Origin of the sequence: Streptomyces sp. GD-15H, assembly GCF_045291515.1 — a bacterium.
GTDB lineage: Bacteria > Actinomycetota > Actinomycetes > Streptomycetales > Streptomycetaceae > Streptomyces.
Map to the genome: position 1 here is coordinate 6,913,013 of NZ_CP149447.1, position 14,547 is coordinate 6,927,559.

At 72.0% G+C, this 14,547-nt stretch carries 9 protein-coding genes and 4 pseudogenes; 11 read left to right on the plus strand and 2 right to left on the minus strand.

What is annotated here, in order from left to right:
* The first annotated feature begins 37 nt into the window (after positions 1-37).
* Both WJ438_RS32685 and WJ438_RS32690 read left to right on the plus strand, forming a co-directional pair.
* Positions 38-541 (plus strand): RNA polymerase sigma factor, encoded by a 504-nt coding sequence (locus WJ438_RS32685; RefSeq protein ID WP_406728412.1) that lies wholly within the window; start codon positions 38-40, stop codon positions 539-541.
* A 57-nt stretch (positions 542-598) separates the two neighbouring features.
* Positions 599-1,096: a GNAT family N-acetyltransferase gene (locus tag WJ438_RS32690; protein ID WP_406729878.1), complete on the plus strand. Its 498-nt coding sequence runs from the start codon at positions 599-601 to the stop codon at positions 1,094-1,096.
* A gap of 12 nt (positions 1,097-1,108) precedes the next feature.
* Here the strand turns inward: WJ438_RS32690 and WJ438_RS32695 are convergent, their stop codons facing one another.
* Positions 1,109-1,525 carry a hypothetical protein gene (locus tag WJ438_RS32695; RefSeq protein ID WP_406728413.1) on the minus strand — a complete coding sequence of 139 codons (417 nt, stop codon included), beginning with the start codon at positions 1,523-1,525 and terminating at the stop codon, positions 1,109-1,111.
* 1 nt (position 1,526) lies between these two features.
* The gene (locus WJ438_RS32700) at positions 1,527-1,886 is read right to left on the minus strand and encodes a hypothetical protein (RefSeq protein WP_406728414.1); all 360 of its coding nucleotides are present in this window, start codon (positions 1,884-1,886) and stop codon (positions 1,527-1,529) included.
* 124 nt (positions 1,887-2,010) lie between these two features.
* Here WJ438_RS32700 and WJ438_RS32705 point away from each other — a divergent pair.
* The 9 genes and pseudogenes from WJ438_RS32705 to WJ438_RS32745 form a co-directional block, all read left to right on the plus strand.
* Positions 2,011-2,696 (plus strand): annotated as a pseudogene (locus tag WJ438_RS32705) (HAD-IA family hydrolase).
* Positions 2,697-3,105: 409 nt separating this feature from the next.
* Entirely contained in the window at positions 3,106-4,161 is a 1,056-nt protein-coding gene (locus WJ438_RS32710) for a methionine ABC transporter ATP-binding protein (RefSeq protein ID WP_406728415.1), read from the plus strand.
* Positions 4,158-4,900, plus strand: a pseudogene (locus WJ438_RS32715) (methionine ABC transporter permease). The gene WJ438_RS32710 and the pseudogene WJ438_RS32715 overlap by 4 nt, the downstream one beginning before the upstream one ends.
* Positions 4,901-5,007: 107 nt before the next feature.
* A complete protein-coding gene (locus tag WJ438_RS32720) occupies positions 5,008-5,835 on the plus strand; it encodes a MetQ/NlpA family ABC transporter substrate-binding protein (RefSeq protein ID WP_406728416.1) in 828 nt (275 codons plus the stop codon).
* Between the two features lie 184 nt (positions 5,836-6,019).
* Entirely contained in the window at positions 6,020-6,661 is a 642-nt protein-coding gene (locus WJ438_RS32725) for a GNAT family N-acetyltransferase (protein ID WP_406728417.1), read from the plus strand.
* 152 nt (positions 6,662-6,813) lie between these two features.
* Positions 6,814-8,025 carry a precorrin-6y C5,15-methyltransferase (decarboxylating) subunit CbiE gene (gene cbiE / locus WJ438_RS32730; protein WP_406728418.1) on the plus strand — a complete coding sequence of 404 codons (1,212 nt, stop codon included), beginning with the start codon at positions 6,814-6,816 and terminating at the stop codon, positions 8,023-8,025.
* Between the two features lie 380 nt (positions 8,026-8,405).
* Positions 8,406-12,183: pseudogene (cobT, locus tag WJ438_RS32735) on the plus strand (nicotinate-nucleotide--dimethylbenzimidazole phosphoribosyltransferase).
* A 153-nt stretch (positions 12,184-12,336) separates the two neighbouring features.
* On the plus strand, positions 12,337-13,596 hold the full coding sequence (cobA, locus tag WJ438_RS32740; protein ID WP_406728419.1) for a uroporphyrinogen-III C-methyltransferase: 1,260 nt from the start codon (positions 12,337-12,339) through the stop codon (positions 13,594-13,596).
* Between the two features lie 89 nt (positions 13,597-13,685).
* A pseudogene (locus WJ438_RS32745) lies at positions 13,686-14,495 on the plus strand (TrmH family RNA methyltransferase); the annotation flags it as partial.
* Positions 14,496-14,547: the final 52 nt, after the last annotated feature.

A 14,547-nucleotide genomic window follows, 5' to 3' on the forward strand; every position in this document is an offset into this window, starting at 1 on the left:
GGGCAACTGGGCCCGGGGCGGCCGTGTCGTTGCGCATATGACCCATGACCTGGTCACCGCTCTCCGTCCGCTGCTCACCGCGGAGGCCTCCGCCGAGGCATACGCGTCCGGGGCCGAATCCGCCGACCTGGAACAGGCGGTCTGGCTGCGCCTCCTGGAACGCCTCGACGCCCACGGCCCGCCGCACGACCTCCAGGGCTGGCTCCGCAGGGCCGTCCGCACCGAGGCCCGTCGCAGCCGCCGCGCCGTCCGGCACGAGAGGCCGTGGGACGGTGACCCCGTCGATCCCGGCGACCCCCGTGACCGCGACCCCGAACTCCTCGCCGTCGCCGCCGCCCGCCGCCGCGCCCTGCGGGACGCGGTACGCCGGCTGCCCGGCCGCTGCCCCCGGCTGCTGGAGGCGCTGCTGGCCCCGCACAATCCGACATACCGGGAAATTGCAGGGGAGTTGGGTATCTCACAAGGCAGTCTGGGTCCGGAACGTTCCAGATGCCTGGGATGTCTGCGGCGATTGCTCGCGTCGGAGGTTGCGTCGCATTGAGGACGGGGATAGGAGTGAGGGACCACAGGTGATCAGGTGAGCGGGAGGCGTGCGCACATGGGCATGAGCGTGACCATCTCTGCGGCGGCCGAGCAGGACGCCGAGCAGATCTTCAGGTTGCAGTACCTGTGCTTCCAGAGCGAAGCGGCGCTGTACGGCAACTACCGCATCGACCCGCTCGTCCAGAGTCTGGACTCGGTCCGCGAGGAGGTCGCCGCCGACCTGGTCTTCGTCGCCCGCCTCGGTGACGAGATCGTAGGCTCGGTGCACGGCAGGAGCACCGAGGGCGCCGCCGCGGCCATCGGCAAGCTCTGCGTCCATCCCCGTCTCCAGGGGCACGGCATCGGCGCCCGGCTCCTGCGGGTCGCCGAAGCCGCCCTCGCCGACGAGCGGGGCGCCAGGACCTTCCGTCTGCACGCCGGGCATCGCAGCGAGAGCAACCTCCAGCTGTACAGCAGGGTCGGCTACCAGCGGGTCGGGACGTCCCGGGGCGCGGACGGCGTACCGATGATCGTCCTGGAGAAGTCGGCCGAGGCGTACGCGGCCACCGCCTGACCGGGGTGGTCGCTACGCCGTGCGCGCCTTGCGCAGCCAGTACATGGCCGTGAGGGGCAGCAGCACGGGAATGAACAGATACCCCATCCCGTAGTCCGACCACACGGTCGCGTCGGGGAAGGCGGACGGATCGACCAGGGTCCAGGTGCCGACCGTCAGGACGCCCACCAACTCGGCGGCGCAGCACGCCAGCGCCGCCCTGCGGGCCGTCTCCCCGCCGCGCACCAGGGTGTACGTGATGAATCCGTAGACCACCCCGGCGATCGCCGAGAGCGAGTAGGCGAGCGGTGCCCGGTCGAATTCGGTGGCGATCTGGTACGCGGAGCGCGACACGGCGCCGACGACCATCACCCCGTACAGCCACACCAGCAGCAGTCCGGGCCCGCCGACCAGCCGGGTCCTCTCCGGCTTCTGTTCCGGCGCGGCCATCTCAGCCCCTCCAGATGTCATAGAGCCGGACCTCGAGCACGGCCAGGACGACGCCGCTCGCGGCCACCGTGATCGAGCCCCACCGGGTGCGCTCGGCCAGCGACATGAAGCCCGCCGCCGGGACACACGCGAACGAGCCCAGCAGATACGCCACGAAGATCGTCGTCCCCTGCTCCGGCTTCTCGCCCCGGGCCAGCTGCACGATCCCGATGATCAGTTGAACCAGCGTCAGCAACGTGACCACGGCCATACCGATGAAGTGCCAGTCCTTCGTCGGCTGATCACGGTAGGCGGCCCAGCCGCACCAGGCGGCGAGCAGCAGCGCGGCGACGCCGGTCGTCAGCGTCAGGACATCAAGCATGGCAGCGACTTTATTACGCCGGAAAAGCCCCACCGTGCCCGGCCCCACCGTGCCCCGCTCGTCGCAGTGGGGGAGAGGCGCGCTGAGGCCTGGCGATGTCCCCGGGCACCGTAGAGCCGATGGCATGACCATCCATGCGCGAGCTCTCCTGTTCGACAACGACGGAACCCTCGTGTCCTCCCTCGAATCCGTGCGGTGCTGCTGGACACGGTGGGCCATGGAGTACGGGATCCCGGCCGAGGAGTTCGGGCGGATCGAACTGCACGGCCGACCGTCGGGATAGCCGCCGACCTGCTGCCCGCCCACGTCGGGCCGGAGGCCGTCGCGCGGATCGAGGACCTGGAGGTGGAGGACGTGCCGAACGGCGGGGCCCGTCTGCTGCCGGGCATCCGGGACTTCCTCGACGCGCTGCCGTCCCCCTGGCTCTTCGACAGGCTCGGAGCAGGGGGGACCCCCATGCGCTGGGCCGTCGTCACCTCCGCCACCCGGCGGCCGGTCGAAGCCCGCCTCGCCGCCGTCGGCGTTCTGCCCAAGACCCTGGTGGCCGCGGACGACATCACCCGGGGCAAGCCCGGCCCCGAGCCCTACCTGCTCGCCGCCCGGACTCTCGGCGTCGACCCCGCACACTGCGTCGTCTTCGAGGACGCCCCCGCCGGGCTCCATGCAGGCCGGGCCGCCGGCATGACCACCGTGGCGTTGGCCACAACCCACCAGGCCCACGAGCTGACCGCCGACCTGGTGGTAAAGGACCTGTCGGCCCTGTCCGCACTGGTCACGGACGCGGGGGTGGAGCTCGCCCTACGCCCCTGACGTGCAATCATTCGTGTCCACGGTTGTCCAGAATACGGACAGGGGTGTCCGGTCAGCAGTAAAGGTCTGCTTTACTGGCCGCATGACCACGATGAGCGACCGCAGCCCCGTGACCGAGGCGCATGTGCCGCCCGGTGCCGGTTGTATGTGTCCGCTCCGAATGTGCGCCTTCTAGAGGGCCCCCACACCACTTGAGCCTCGCGCCCCGAAGCGAGAGCCGGTTCCCGTCCGCCCGCGTGTCCCCCGGATCCCGCGTGCGCGACGGAACCACGCCCCCGCGCACGTCTCTCCACGGTTCACCTCCGCCGCGCTCGGGAGAAGCCGTGCCGCGTACGGGCTGCTTTCGACCCTGAATGCCTCGTGCCCGGCGCCACGACGTGCCGCGCACTCGACAGTGACGGATACTCACGTGATCACCACCTCGGGCCTCACCAAGGTCTACCGCTCACGCGGACGCGAGGTCACCGCCCTGGACGGCGTCGACCTGCACGTCCGCGAAGGCGAGGTCTACGGCGTCATCGGCCAGTCCGGCGCCGGCAAGTCCTCCCTCATCCGCTGCGTCAACCTGCTCGAGCGCCCCACCTCGGGCACCGTGACCGTCGCCGGGCAGGACCTCACCGCCCTGGCCGGGCGCGGGCCGCGCGCGGGACGGGAACTGCGGCGGGCGCGCAGCCGTATCGGCATGGTCTTCCAGCACTTCAATCTGCTCTCCTCACGCACCGTGCAGGACAACGTCGAACTGCCGCTGGAGATCCTCGGCCAGTCGGGGAAGGAACGTTCCCGCAAGGCACTGGAACTGCTCGACCTGGTGGGCCTCGCCGACAAGGCCAAGGCATACCCCGCCCAGCTCTCCGGCGGCCAGAAGCAGCGTGTCGGAATCGCCCGCGCCCTGGCCGGTGACCCGAAGGTGCTGCTGTCCGACGAGGCCACCAGCGCCCTCGACCCGGAGACCACCCGTTCGATCCTGGCGCTGCTGCGCGACCTGAACCGTCAGCTCGGCCTGACCGTCCTGCTCATCACGCACGAGATGGACGTCGTGAAGTCGATCTGCGACTCGGCCGCGCTCATGGAGAACGGCCGCGTCGTCGAGTCCGGCACGGTCACCGAACTCCTGGCCACCCCCGGCTCCGAACTGGCCTCCGCGCTGTTCCCGGTCGCCGGTGAGGCCTCGGGCGACGACCGCACCGTCCTGGACGTCACCTTCCAGGGTGAGAGCGCGACCCAGCCGGTCATCTCCCAGCTGGCCCGCACCTACCACATCGACATATCGATCCTCGGTGCCGCCATCGACACCGTCGGAGGTCTCCAGGTGGGCAGGATGCGCATCGAACTCCCGGGCCGCTACGAGGACAACGTCGTACCGATCGGCTTCCTGCGGGAGCAGGGGCTCCAGATCGACGTTGTCGAGCGGGCAGCGCAGGCGGAACAGGCCGCGCGCACCCTCGTGCAGGAGGCGGCCAAGTGACCTGGTCCGAGATGCAGCCGCTGCTGGAACAGGCGTGTGGGGAAACGCTGGTCATGGTCGGCTGGTCCACCCTGATCTCTGTCGTCGTCGGTCTCCCGATCGGCGTCCTGCTCGTCCTCACCGACAGGGGCGGGCTGCTGCAGAACAGCCTGGTGAACAAGGTCGTCGGGCAGATCGTGAACGTCGGCCGCTCGATGCCGTTCATCATCCTCATGGTCGCCCTGATGAGCTTCACCCGCTGGATCACCGGGACGACCATCGGCAGCGAGGCCGCGATCGTGCCGCTCGCCATCGGCGGCATCCCCTTCTTCGCCCGGCTCGTCGAGACGGCCGTGCGCGAAGTGGACCACGGACTCGTCGAGGCCGTGCAGGCCATGGGCGGCAACACCTGGACGATCGTCCGCAGGGTTCTCGTGCCCGAGTCGCTGCCCTCGCTGATCGCCAGCACCACCACCACGATCATCGCCCTCATCGGCTACTCGGCCATGGCCGGCACCGTGGGCGGCGGCGGACTCGGCGACCTCGCCGTCCGCTACGGCTACCAGCGCTTCGAGACCGGACTGATGTGGATCACCGTCGCGATCCTCGCCGTGGTCATCTCCCTCATCCAGTTCGCCGGCGACTACGCGGCACGCTCCCTGCACCACCGCGGCGGACGCCCGGCGCCGGCCCGAAGCTGCGGCTGCTCAAGGCCAAGGGGCCGGAGAAGGCGACGGCCGACCTCAGCAAGGCCGGGTGACCCCGGCCCGGCCCTCAGCCTCCGCGTACCCCTGATCCCCACTTCCCCCGAAGGCCCCGCACCACCCCGAGCGGGGGCCGCACCACCCTGAAGGAAAGGCACTTTTCGTGCGTAACACCATCAAGATCACCACCGCTGTCCTCGCCGCCGGAGCCCTCACCCTCGGCCTCACCGCCTGCGGCTCGGAGGAGGAATCCGGGTCCGACGCCTCCGGTTCGCTGACCGTCGCCGCGAGCCCCGTGCCGCACGCCGAGATCCTCAACTTCGTCAAGGACAACCTGGCCGAGAAGGCCGGGCTCGACCTGGAGGTCAAGGAAGTCACCGACTACGTCACGCCGAACACCTCCACGGAGGACGGCTCGGTGGACGCCAACTACTTCCAGACCCAGGCGTACCTCGACGACTTCAACAAGAAGAACGGCACGCACATCGTGCCCGCCGGCGACGTGCACCTGGAGCCGCTCGGTCTCTACTCCGAGAAGGTCAAGGAGGCCGACGAGCTGAAGAGCGGTGCGACCATCGCCATCCCCAACGACACCATCAACGAGGGACGCGCGCTGCAGCTGCTCGCCGCCAACAAGATCATCACGATCAAGGACGGCGTCGGCTTCGAGGCGACCCCTTCGGACATCACCGGGAACCCGAAGAAGCTCAAGTTCAAGGAGCTGGAGGCGGCCCAGACGCCGCGCGCACTGGCCGATGTCGACGCCGCGGTCGTCAACGGCAACTACGCGATCGGGGCCGACCTCGAGCCGGCCGAGGACGCCCTCGTCCTCGAGTCCGCCGAGGGCAACCCGCACGCCAACTTCCTGGCCGTCAAGGAGGGCAACGAGGACGACCCGCGCGTGAAGAAGCTCGCCGAGCTCCTCACCTCCGACGAGGTCAAGAAGTTCATCGACGACAAGTACGCCGGCTCGGTCGTCGCCGCCTTCTGATCCGCCCGACGGGCACCACCGGCACGGGGCGCACAGCGGTCCGCGTCGCGCCCGCCACCCGTTCGGCACTCTCGGGGTCCACTCCGGCACACGGGGTGGACCCCGTGGTGCGGTTCGGTGCTTTCATGCTGCATGCTGGGCAGTTCAGCAGCACCCGACGGTCTCGAAGGTTACGGAGCGGCGCATGACGAGCAGCACCTTCCCCAACATCTCCATCAGCACGGAGCGGTTGGTGCTGCGTCCCCTCGACGCGGACGACGTCCCCGCCCTGACCGAGATGATGAACGACGAACAGGTCGCCGCCTGGACCGATGTTCCCCGGCCCTTCACCGAACCGGCCGCCCGCACCTGGATCACCGAGGAGGCCCCCGCCGAACGGATGGCCGGACGCGGACTCGATCTCGCCGTCACCGAGTTCCTCACCCAGCGCCTGGTCGGCGTCATCCGGCTCACCGGCACCGACTGGCACATCCGGTCCACCGAACTGTCGTACATCGTCGCCCCCTGGGCACGGGGTGAGGGATACGCCTCCGAGGCCGCGCTCGCCACCGCCCAGTGGCTCTTCGGCGACCAGAAGCTGGAACGCGTCGAGCTGCGCACCGCCGCCGACAACACCGCCTCGCAACAGGTCGCCCAGAAGATCGGCTGCATCAGTGAAGGCGTCCTGCGCAACGCCTGCATAGCCCACGTCCGCACCGAGGACGGCGGCTGGACGGACGTGCGCACCGACTTCATCGTCTGGAGCCTGCTGCCGGAGGACCTCGAGGGCGCGTCCGGGCCCCTGGCCGACACCGGCGAGTTCACCACCCTCACCGACTGGAGCTGACCCTCCGCGAACCCGTGGCCGGCGGTACCGTCCACCCGCTGCATGGCCGTACCAGGTACTCTCACCAAGCCCGCCCGTCCGCGGGCGGAGCGGCCGACAACGGACCCGCACACCTCCAGACGACCCGCGCACAACCCAGGAGACTGACGACGATGGCCGACCGGGTCACGGTGATCGGCTGGGACGGTTCGCCGCTGACCGCAGCGGCCCGCGCCGCACTGGGCGCCGCCACACTGGTGGCAGGCGCCCCGCACCATCTGGAACTCCCCGAGGTACCCGCGGGCGCCGAGCGCGTCCGGCTCGGCAGCGCCGCCCTGGCCGCCCGCCGGGTCGCCGGCCACCGCGGCACGGCGGTGGTCCTCGCCGACGGCGACCCCGGCTTCTTCGGCGTCGTACGAACCCTGCGCGCACCCGAGTTCGGCCTGGAGGTCGAGGTCGTCCCCGCCGTCTCCTCGGTCGCCGCCGCCTTCGCCAGGGCCGGAATGCCCTGGGACGACGCACAGGTGGTCGTCGCACACCCCCGAACCCTGCGACGCGCGGTGAACGTATGCCGAGCCCATACCAAAGTGGCGGTTCTCACCTCCCCCGGCGCAGGTCCCGCCGAACTGGGTCTGCTCCTGCAGGGCGTCCATCGCACCTTCGTCATCTGTGAGGAACTCGGCACCGCTCGCGAGCAGGTCAGCGTCGTCACCTCCGACAAGGCCGCCGACCACACCTGGCGGGACCCCAACGTCGTCATCGTGATCGGCGGCCCGGCCGCCACCGGCGAGTCCGGCGGCTGGATCGCCGGACGCGACCCCGCCGCCGGCCCGCGCGGCTGGTCGCTGCCGGCCGAGGCCTACGGCGGCGAACTCGCCGAGGGCGAGCGGGAGCCGCTGCGCGTCTCCCAACTTGCCCGGCTCGGACCGCGGCCGGGCGACCTCGTGTGGGACATCGGCTGCGGCAGCGGTGCCTTCGCCACCGAGGCGGCACGGGCCGGCGCCGCGGTCATCGCCGTCGACAGCGACCCGCGGGCCTGCGCGCGCACCGAGTCCACCGCCCGCCGGTACGGCGTCCAGCTCCAGATCGTGCACGGCACCGCCCCGCACGTCCTGGAGGACCTCCCGGAACCGGACGTCGTCCGGGTCGGCGGCGGGGGAGCGGCCGTGGTCATGGCGGTCGCCGACCGCCGCCCGCAGCGCATCGTCACGCACGCCGCCACCCGCGACGCGGCCGAACGCGTCGGCCGGGAACTGACGGAACACGGCTACGGCGTCGAGTGCGCCCTCCTGCAGTCCGTCGAACTCGACACCAGGACCTGGACGGAGACGGAGCGGAGCGTCGCGTTCCTGCTCAGCGGCGTACTGCCCGCGCGCACCCCCTGATCGCGTCGCCCGGTGACGATGCCGTCCCCGTGATCGGGTTGTCATATCGCGCGCGGTAGGCTGGCCGATCGTTGTACCGCAACTCGGACGCTCGCCGATTCGTCGGCAAATGTCCCGAAAACACACCTGTTTTGAGGTGTGTGTGGTACGGCAGAACCCAAGGACGCGCAACGTGGCGCAGTCCACAGCGGAACCGTCGCCGATCAAGCTGACGCGACGGCCGTACGGCAGTGACAATGCCAGTGAATGGCTTTGTCGCCTTTTTCGGCAGGCCGTTCGTGCCGCTGGGGACGCACGCTCGTTCTTCAGTGTGGGGCGGTCGGTGCGCCGTTCCGGGTGAGCTGGTAGTAGGAGCACTAACCGATGGGCGAGGGGTACGCATGACCGACACCGGCCAGGTCCCGGGCGAGGGACTGCCGGAGAACGCAGGCATGGTGGAGCAGCCGGGCGTCCCCGCGCCCGACCCGTACACCTACCTCTCCGAGAGTTCCGCCGAAGACGAAGAACTGCTGCTGCCCGGCGCCCAGGGCGCCTGGGGCAACGAGGTCGCCCCACCCGCGCCCGAGCCGGTCGTCGAGACCGTGCACGAGCCGGGACCGCACGAGAGGGCCGGCCGGGACACCGGCTCGGTCGACCTCGGCGGTGTCCGCCTCCCCGAACCGGAGCGGGCGCAGGCACCCGGCCCGGCGTTCACGCACGAGCCGGAGGCGCCGGCGGTGCCGCGCCGTCCGCTGCACCTCGGCCCGCCGATCCCCAGCGCCACCGCCGGCCCGGTCCGCTCGCTCGCCGACCGCGGCCCCGCCGATGTGCCGGTACGCCAGGTCGGCCCGCCGACCGTCGGCCCCGAGTACCTCGACGTGCTGCGGACCCGGGAGGCGGCCCCGCAGGCGGCGGAGCCCTGGGGTGCCCCGGCGTCGGTGGGCGCGGGCTCGGCGGCCCGAGTGGAAACGGTTGTTCCTTCCCCGCAGCCGATGGGCGCAGCCCAGGCGCTCGTCGCCCGCGTCTCGCCGGAGGCGGGCGACGCGGCTCAGGCGCAGGCCGCGCCGCAGGGCGTTCCGCCGGTGGCCGCATCGCGGACACCGACGGCACCTGCGGCATCGGAGACACCTGCGCCAGGGGTGGCGGCCACGGAGACATGGCAGGGCGACGCGGGGGCCTCCGACACGGACACCGGTTCCGGACAGGGGCCGCGGAACTCCGAGGGTGCTGAGAGCGCGCCCGCACCGACGGCGGCCGATGCGAACGGGTTCGGTGGGAGCCCTGCTGCGGACGCCGTACCTCCCGCTGCCCCGGAGGCCGGCCGAAGTGCCGGGATCGTGCCGGCGCTGGCTACCGAGGGACAGGCTGCTGAGGCGGCCGACGCCATGGTCGCCGGGGTCGATGTCGCGGGGCAGGAGGAGCCCACCCCCGTCGTTTCCGTGGTACCGGGGGCTTCGGACCAGGAGGCCGTGGCCGCTCAGACGCCGGAAAGCGCCGCCCCCGACGCCGGCCTGCCCGACGCGGGCGAAACAGATGCCGCTGCCGTCGAGGTGGGGACGACGATCGGTGACGCCGCCGTCCCCGCAGCGACCGACGAGGCGGGCACCGGGGCCCACGGCCCGGTCACCGACCTGGCCGATCCGCAAGCGGCTGCCGCTGCCGCGACCGCTGTCGGTGACGAGGGGGCATCAGCCTCCGTACCTCTGGCCGGAGCTGACAGCATTCCGGCACCCGGGCACACCTCCGTAACGGAGACAGAGCAGCCGGTTCCCGTACCCGCGCCCGCTCCCGGCCCGGCGGAGACGGCCGAAGCCCCCGAGCCCGCCGCATCCGCCCCCGACACGATGCCCACTCCCGTCATGGCAGCCGAACCGCTTCTCCGGCGGACGGAGGCCGAGCCGGTCGCCGAGAGCCTGAACAGCGGGCACCACCCGGCCATGTCTCCGGTCCAGGGACCGCAGCAGGCCCAGACCCAGGCCCCGGCTCCGACCACTCCCATCGCCCCGCCCGTCCAGGAGGCGTGGACACCCCTTCCCGCGCCCTCGGCCTCCTCGGGCACCGAGGCCCCCGCCGCGGACGCGGCCCCTCCCGCCGGACCCGAGTCGGCCCCCGACGGCACCGTGCCCCTGGAGGCCCAGCCGGAGCAGACGCTGGGGGAGTTCGTGCCCGTAGAGGGAAGCGTGCCGACCACCCCGTACCTCGCGCCGACCCCGCCGCAACCCCTGCCCCTCCCCACCGAGGAACAGTCAGCGCCGGAAGCCGCCACCTCGGTGCCCGCACCCCGCCAGGCCGACGCCGCCGCCGACGCCGAAGCGGCGCCCACCACGCCGGCGAAGGCCGGACTCGCCCCGCAGGAACTCGCCCCGCACGAACCGGCCCAGAACCCGGACGACCTGGACACCCAGGGCGCCGGAGTGCCCGACGCCGCGCCGCCCGCCGGTTCCGCCGGCCCCCGCCCCCGGCTACGACGCCGCCGAGCGCGAGGCCGTACTGAAGGTCATGCGGGAGCGCCGGGACATCCGTAACGGCTTCCGTGACGACCCCATCCCGCACGAGGTCCTGCTCCGCGTCCTGGAGGCCGCCCACACCGCGCCTTCCGTGGGCCACTCGCAGCCCTGGGACTTCGTCGTCATCCGTTCCGCCGAGACCCGGCGCGGCATGCACGAACTGGCCACGCGGCAGCGCGAGGCCTATGCCAAATCCCTGCCCAAGGGCCGGGCGAAGCAGTTCAAGGAACTGAAGATCGAGGCCATCCTCGACACCCCGGTGAACATCGTCGTCACCGCCGACCCGACCCGCGGCGGCCGGCACACCCTGGGCCGGCACACCCAGCCCCGGATGGCGCCGTACTCCTCCGCGCTGGCCGTCGAGAACCTGTGGCTCGCCGCGCGCGCCGAGGGACTCGGGGTCGGCTGGGTCAGCTTCTTCGACGAGCGCGAGATGGTCCGCGCGCTGGGCCTGCCCGAGCACCTCGAGGTCGTCGCCTACCTCTGCGTGGGCTACGTCGACGAGTTCCCGGAGGAGCCCGAGCTGGTGCAGGCCGGCTGGTCCAGGCGCCGCCCGTTGTCCTGGGTCGTGCACGAGGAGACGTACGGCAGGCGCGCGCTGCCCGGCGAGGACCCGCACGACCTGCTCGCGGAGACCGTCGCGCAGATCCGTCCGCTGGACGCCAAGGCGCTCGGCGAGGCCTGGGAGCGGCAGAAGCGCATGACCAAGCCGGCCGGCGCGCTCGGCATGCTGGAGATCATCTCCGCACAGCTGTCCGGGCTGTCCCGCCAGTGCCCGCCGCCCGTCCCGGAGCCCGCGGCCGTCGCGGTCTTCGCGGGCGACCACGGCGTGCACGCCCAGGGCGTCACCCCGTGGCCGCAGGAGGTCACCGCCCAGATGGTGGCCAACTTCCTCGGCGGGGGAGCGGTCTGCAACGCCTTCGCCGCCCAGGTGGGCGCCGAGGTCTGCGTCGTCGACGTGGGGGTGGCCTCCGATCTCCCGGCCACCCCTGGGCTGCTGCCGCGCAAGGTCCGGGCCGGCACCTCCGACATGACCACCGGCCCCGCGATGACCCGCGAGGAGGCCAAGCAGGCCATCGAGGTGGGTATCGAGACCGCCCGCGACCTGGTCGCGGCCGGCAACAAGGCCCTGCTCACCGGTGAGATGGGCATCGCCAACACCACCGCGTCCGCCGCCCTGATCTCGGTCTTCACCGGCGCGGACCCGGCGGAGGTCACCGGCCGGGGCACCGGCATCAACGACGAGACCCTGGTCCGCAAGACCGAGGTCGTGCGCCGTGCCCTCGAACTGCACCAGCCGGATCCGGCCGACCCCCTCGGTGTCCTCGCCGCCGTCGGCGGCTTCGAGCACGCGGCCATGGTCGGTCTGCTCCTCGGTGGCGCGTCGCTGCGTACGCCGGTGATCCTGGACGGCGTCAGTGCCGGGGCCGCGGCCCTGGTGGCCCGTGCCATCGCCCCCGAGGTGCTGGCCGCCTGCATCGCCGGACACCGCAGCGCCGAGCCCGGCCATGTTGCCGCCCTCAACAAGCTGGGTCTGCGCCCGTTGGTCGACCTCGACCTGCGCCTCGGCGAGGGCACGGGCGCGCTGCTCGCACTGCCGATGGTGCAGAGCACGGCGCGTGCCATGCACGAGGTGGCGACGTTCGACTCGGCGGGCGTCACCGAGAAGTAGCAGGCACCCGGCGGGGGCGGGGCGACGGCCGGTGTTCCGCCGCCGCCGCCCCACCCCCGCCGTACGCTGAAATCCCCATCCGAACCCCGCACGTCAGGGCCGCTCCAGTGCCGTAGCGCCCGCGCACGCCGCCTGTACGAGGAGCCGTACCTCATGGCCGAACACCCCGCCTACCCCGTGGGCCTCCGCCTCACCGGCCGCCGAGTGGTCGTGCTCGGCGGTGGCCAGGTCGCCCAGCGCCGCCTGCCCGCCCTCATCGCGGCCGGCGGGGACATCCTCCTGATCTCCCCTGAGGCGACGCCGTCGGTGGAGGCGATGGCGGACGCCGGCGAGATCACCTGGGAGCGGCGCCGGTACAGCGAGGGCGACCTCGCGGACGCCTGGTACGCCCTGATCGCCACCGGCGACGACGAGGCCAACACCCGGGCCTCCGCCGAGGCGGAACGCCACCGCGTCTGGTGCGTCCGTTCCGACGACGCGGACCGGGCCACCGCCTGGACCCCGGCCACCGGGCACAGCGAGGGCGTCACGGTCGCCGTCCTCACCACGGACGCCAAGGGCCGCGACCCCCGCCGCACCGCCGCGATCCGTGACGCCGTGGTCGAGGGCCTGCGCGACGGCACCCTTGTCGCCCCGCACCACCGCACCCGCACCCCGGGCGTCGCCCTGGTCGGCGGCGGTCCCGGCGACCCGGACCTGATCACCGTGCGCGGACGCCGGCTGCTCGCCGAGGCGGACGTCGTCATCGCCGACCGGCTCGGCCCGCGCGGCCTGCTGGCCGAACTCCCTCCGCACGTCGAGGTGATCGACGCGGCGAAGATCCCCTACGGCCGGTTCATGGCGCAGGAGGCCATCAACAACGCGCTGATCGAACACGCCAGGCAGGGCAAGGCGGTGGTCCGGCTCAAGGGCGGCGACCCGTATGTCTTCGGCCGCGGCATGGAGGAGCTTCAGGCGCTCGCCGAGGCGGGCATCCCGTGCACGGTCGTCCCCGGCGTCTCCAGCTCCGTCTCCGTGCCGGGCGCCGCCGGGATTCCGGTCACCCACCGCGGTGTGGCCCACGAGTTCACCGTGGTCAGCGGCCATGTCGCGCCCGACGACGAGCGTTCTCTGGCCGACTGGCCGTCCCTGGCGAAGCTGACCGGCACCCTGGTGGTCCTCATGGGCGTCGACAAGATCGGCCGGATCGCCGAGACCCTCGTGGCGCACGGCAGGTCCCCGGACACCCCGGTCGCCCTGGTCCAGGAGGGCACCACGGCCGCGCAGCGCCGCGTCGACGCCACCCTCGCCACGGTCGCCGAGACCGTCCGCGCCGAGGAGGTCAAGCCGCCGGCGGTGATCGTCATAGGGGAGGTCGTGAACGTCGGCCCCCCGTCCGCGCAAGCTCCGAAGCCTTCGCGGACCTCGCGGTGACCCCAGGCGACACACCCGAAAGTAACCTTCGGTAACACGGCCGATCCCAGCCGTCGGCACCACATCCAGGACAAGGCAGTATCACCCCCGTGGCCGATCTCATCACCATTGAGGACCCCGACGACCCGCGCCTGCACGACTACACGGGCCTGACCGACGTGGAGTTGCGCCGCACACGCGAACCCGCCGAGGGCCTGTTCATCGCCGAGGGCGAGAAGGTCATCAGACGCGCCAAGGACGCGGGCTACGCGATGCGCTCCATGCTGCTCTCGGCCAAGTGGGTCGACGTCATGCGTGACGTCATCGACGAACTCCCCGCCCCTGTCTACGCCGTGAGCCCGGAACTCGCCGAACAGGTCACCGGCTACCACGTGCACCGCGGCGCGCTCGCCTCCATGCAGCGCAAGCCGCTGCCCACGGCGGCCGAACTCCTCCGCACCACCCGCCGGGTGGTGGTCATGGAGTCGGTCAACGACCACACCAACATCGGGGTCGTCTTCCGCTCGGCGGCGGCCCTCGGCATGGACGCCGTCCTGCTCTCCCCGGACTGCGCCGACCCGCTCTACCGCCGCAGCGTCAAGGTTTCCATGGGCGCGGTCTTCTCCGTGCCGTACGCCCGGCTGGACAGCTGGCCCAAGAGCCTGGAATCGGTCCGCGAGGCGGGCTTCACTCTCCTCGCCCTGACACCCGACGAGAAGGCCCGAAGCCTCGACGAGGCAGCCCCGCACCGGATGGACCGGGTCGCCCTCATGCTGGGCGCGGAGGGCGACGGGCTGTCCACCCAGGCCCTGGTCGCGGCCGACGAATGGGTGCGCATCCCGATGTCCCACGGCGTCGACTCCCTCAACGTGGGCGCCGCGGCCGCGGTCGCCTTCTACGCGGTGGCGACGGGCCGGCCGGTGGAACAGGAACGGCAGAGGCCAGGCCCCGTGAGGGGCGTCGAACCACGGG

Bases quoted from the DNA above. Each gene is read 5' to 3' on its own strand.
- WJ438_RS32685 (WP_406728412.1), top strand. From the start codon at position 38: ATGACCCATGACCTGGTCACCGCTCTCCGTCCGCTGCTCACCGCGGAG.
- WJ438_RS32690 (WP_406729878.1), top strand. From the start codon at position 599: ATGGGCATGAGCGTGACCATCTCTGCGGCGGCCGAGCAGGACGCCGAG.
- WJ438_RS32695 (WP_406728413.1), bottom strand. From the start codon at position 1,525: ATGGCCGCGCCGGAACAGAAGCCGGAGAGGACCCGGCTGGTCGGCGGG.
- WJ438_RS32700 (WP_406728414.1), bottom strand. From the start codon at position 1,886: ATGCTTGATGTCCTGACGCTGACGACCGGCGTCGCCGCGCTGCTGCTC.
- WJ438_RS32725 (WP_406728417.1), top strand. From the start codon at position 6,020: ATGACGAGCAGCACCTTCCCCAACATCTCCATCAGCACGGAGCGGTTG.
- cbiE (WP_406728418.1), top strand. From the start codon at position 6,814: ATGGCCGACCGGGTCACGGTGATCGGCTGGGACGGTTCGCCGCTGACC.
- cobA (WP_406728419.1), top strand. From the start codon at position 12,337: ATGGCCGAACACCCCGCCTACCCCGTGGGCCTCCGCCTCACCGGCCGC.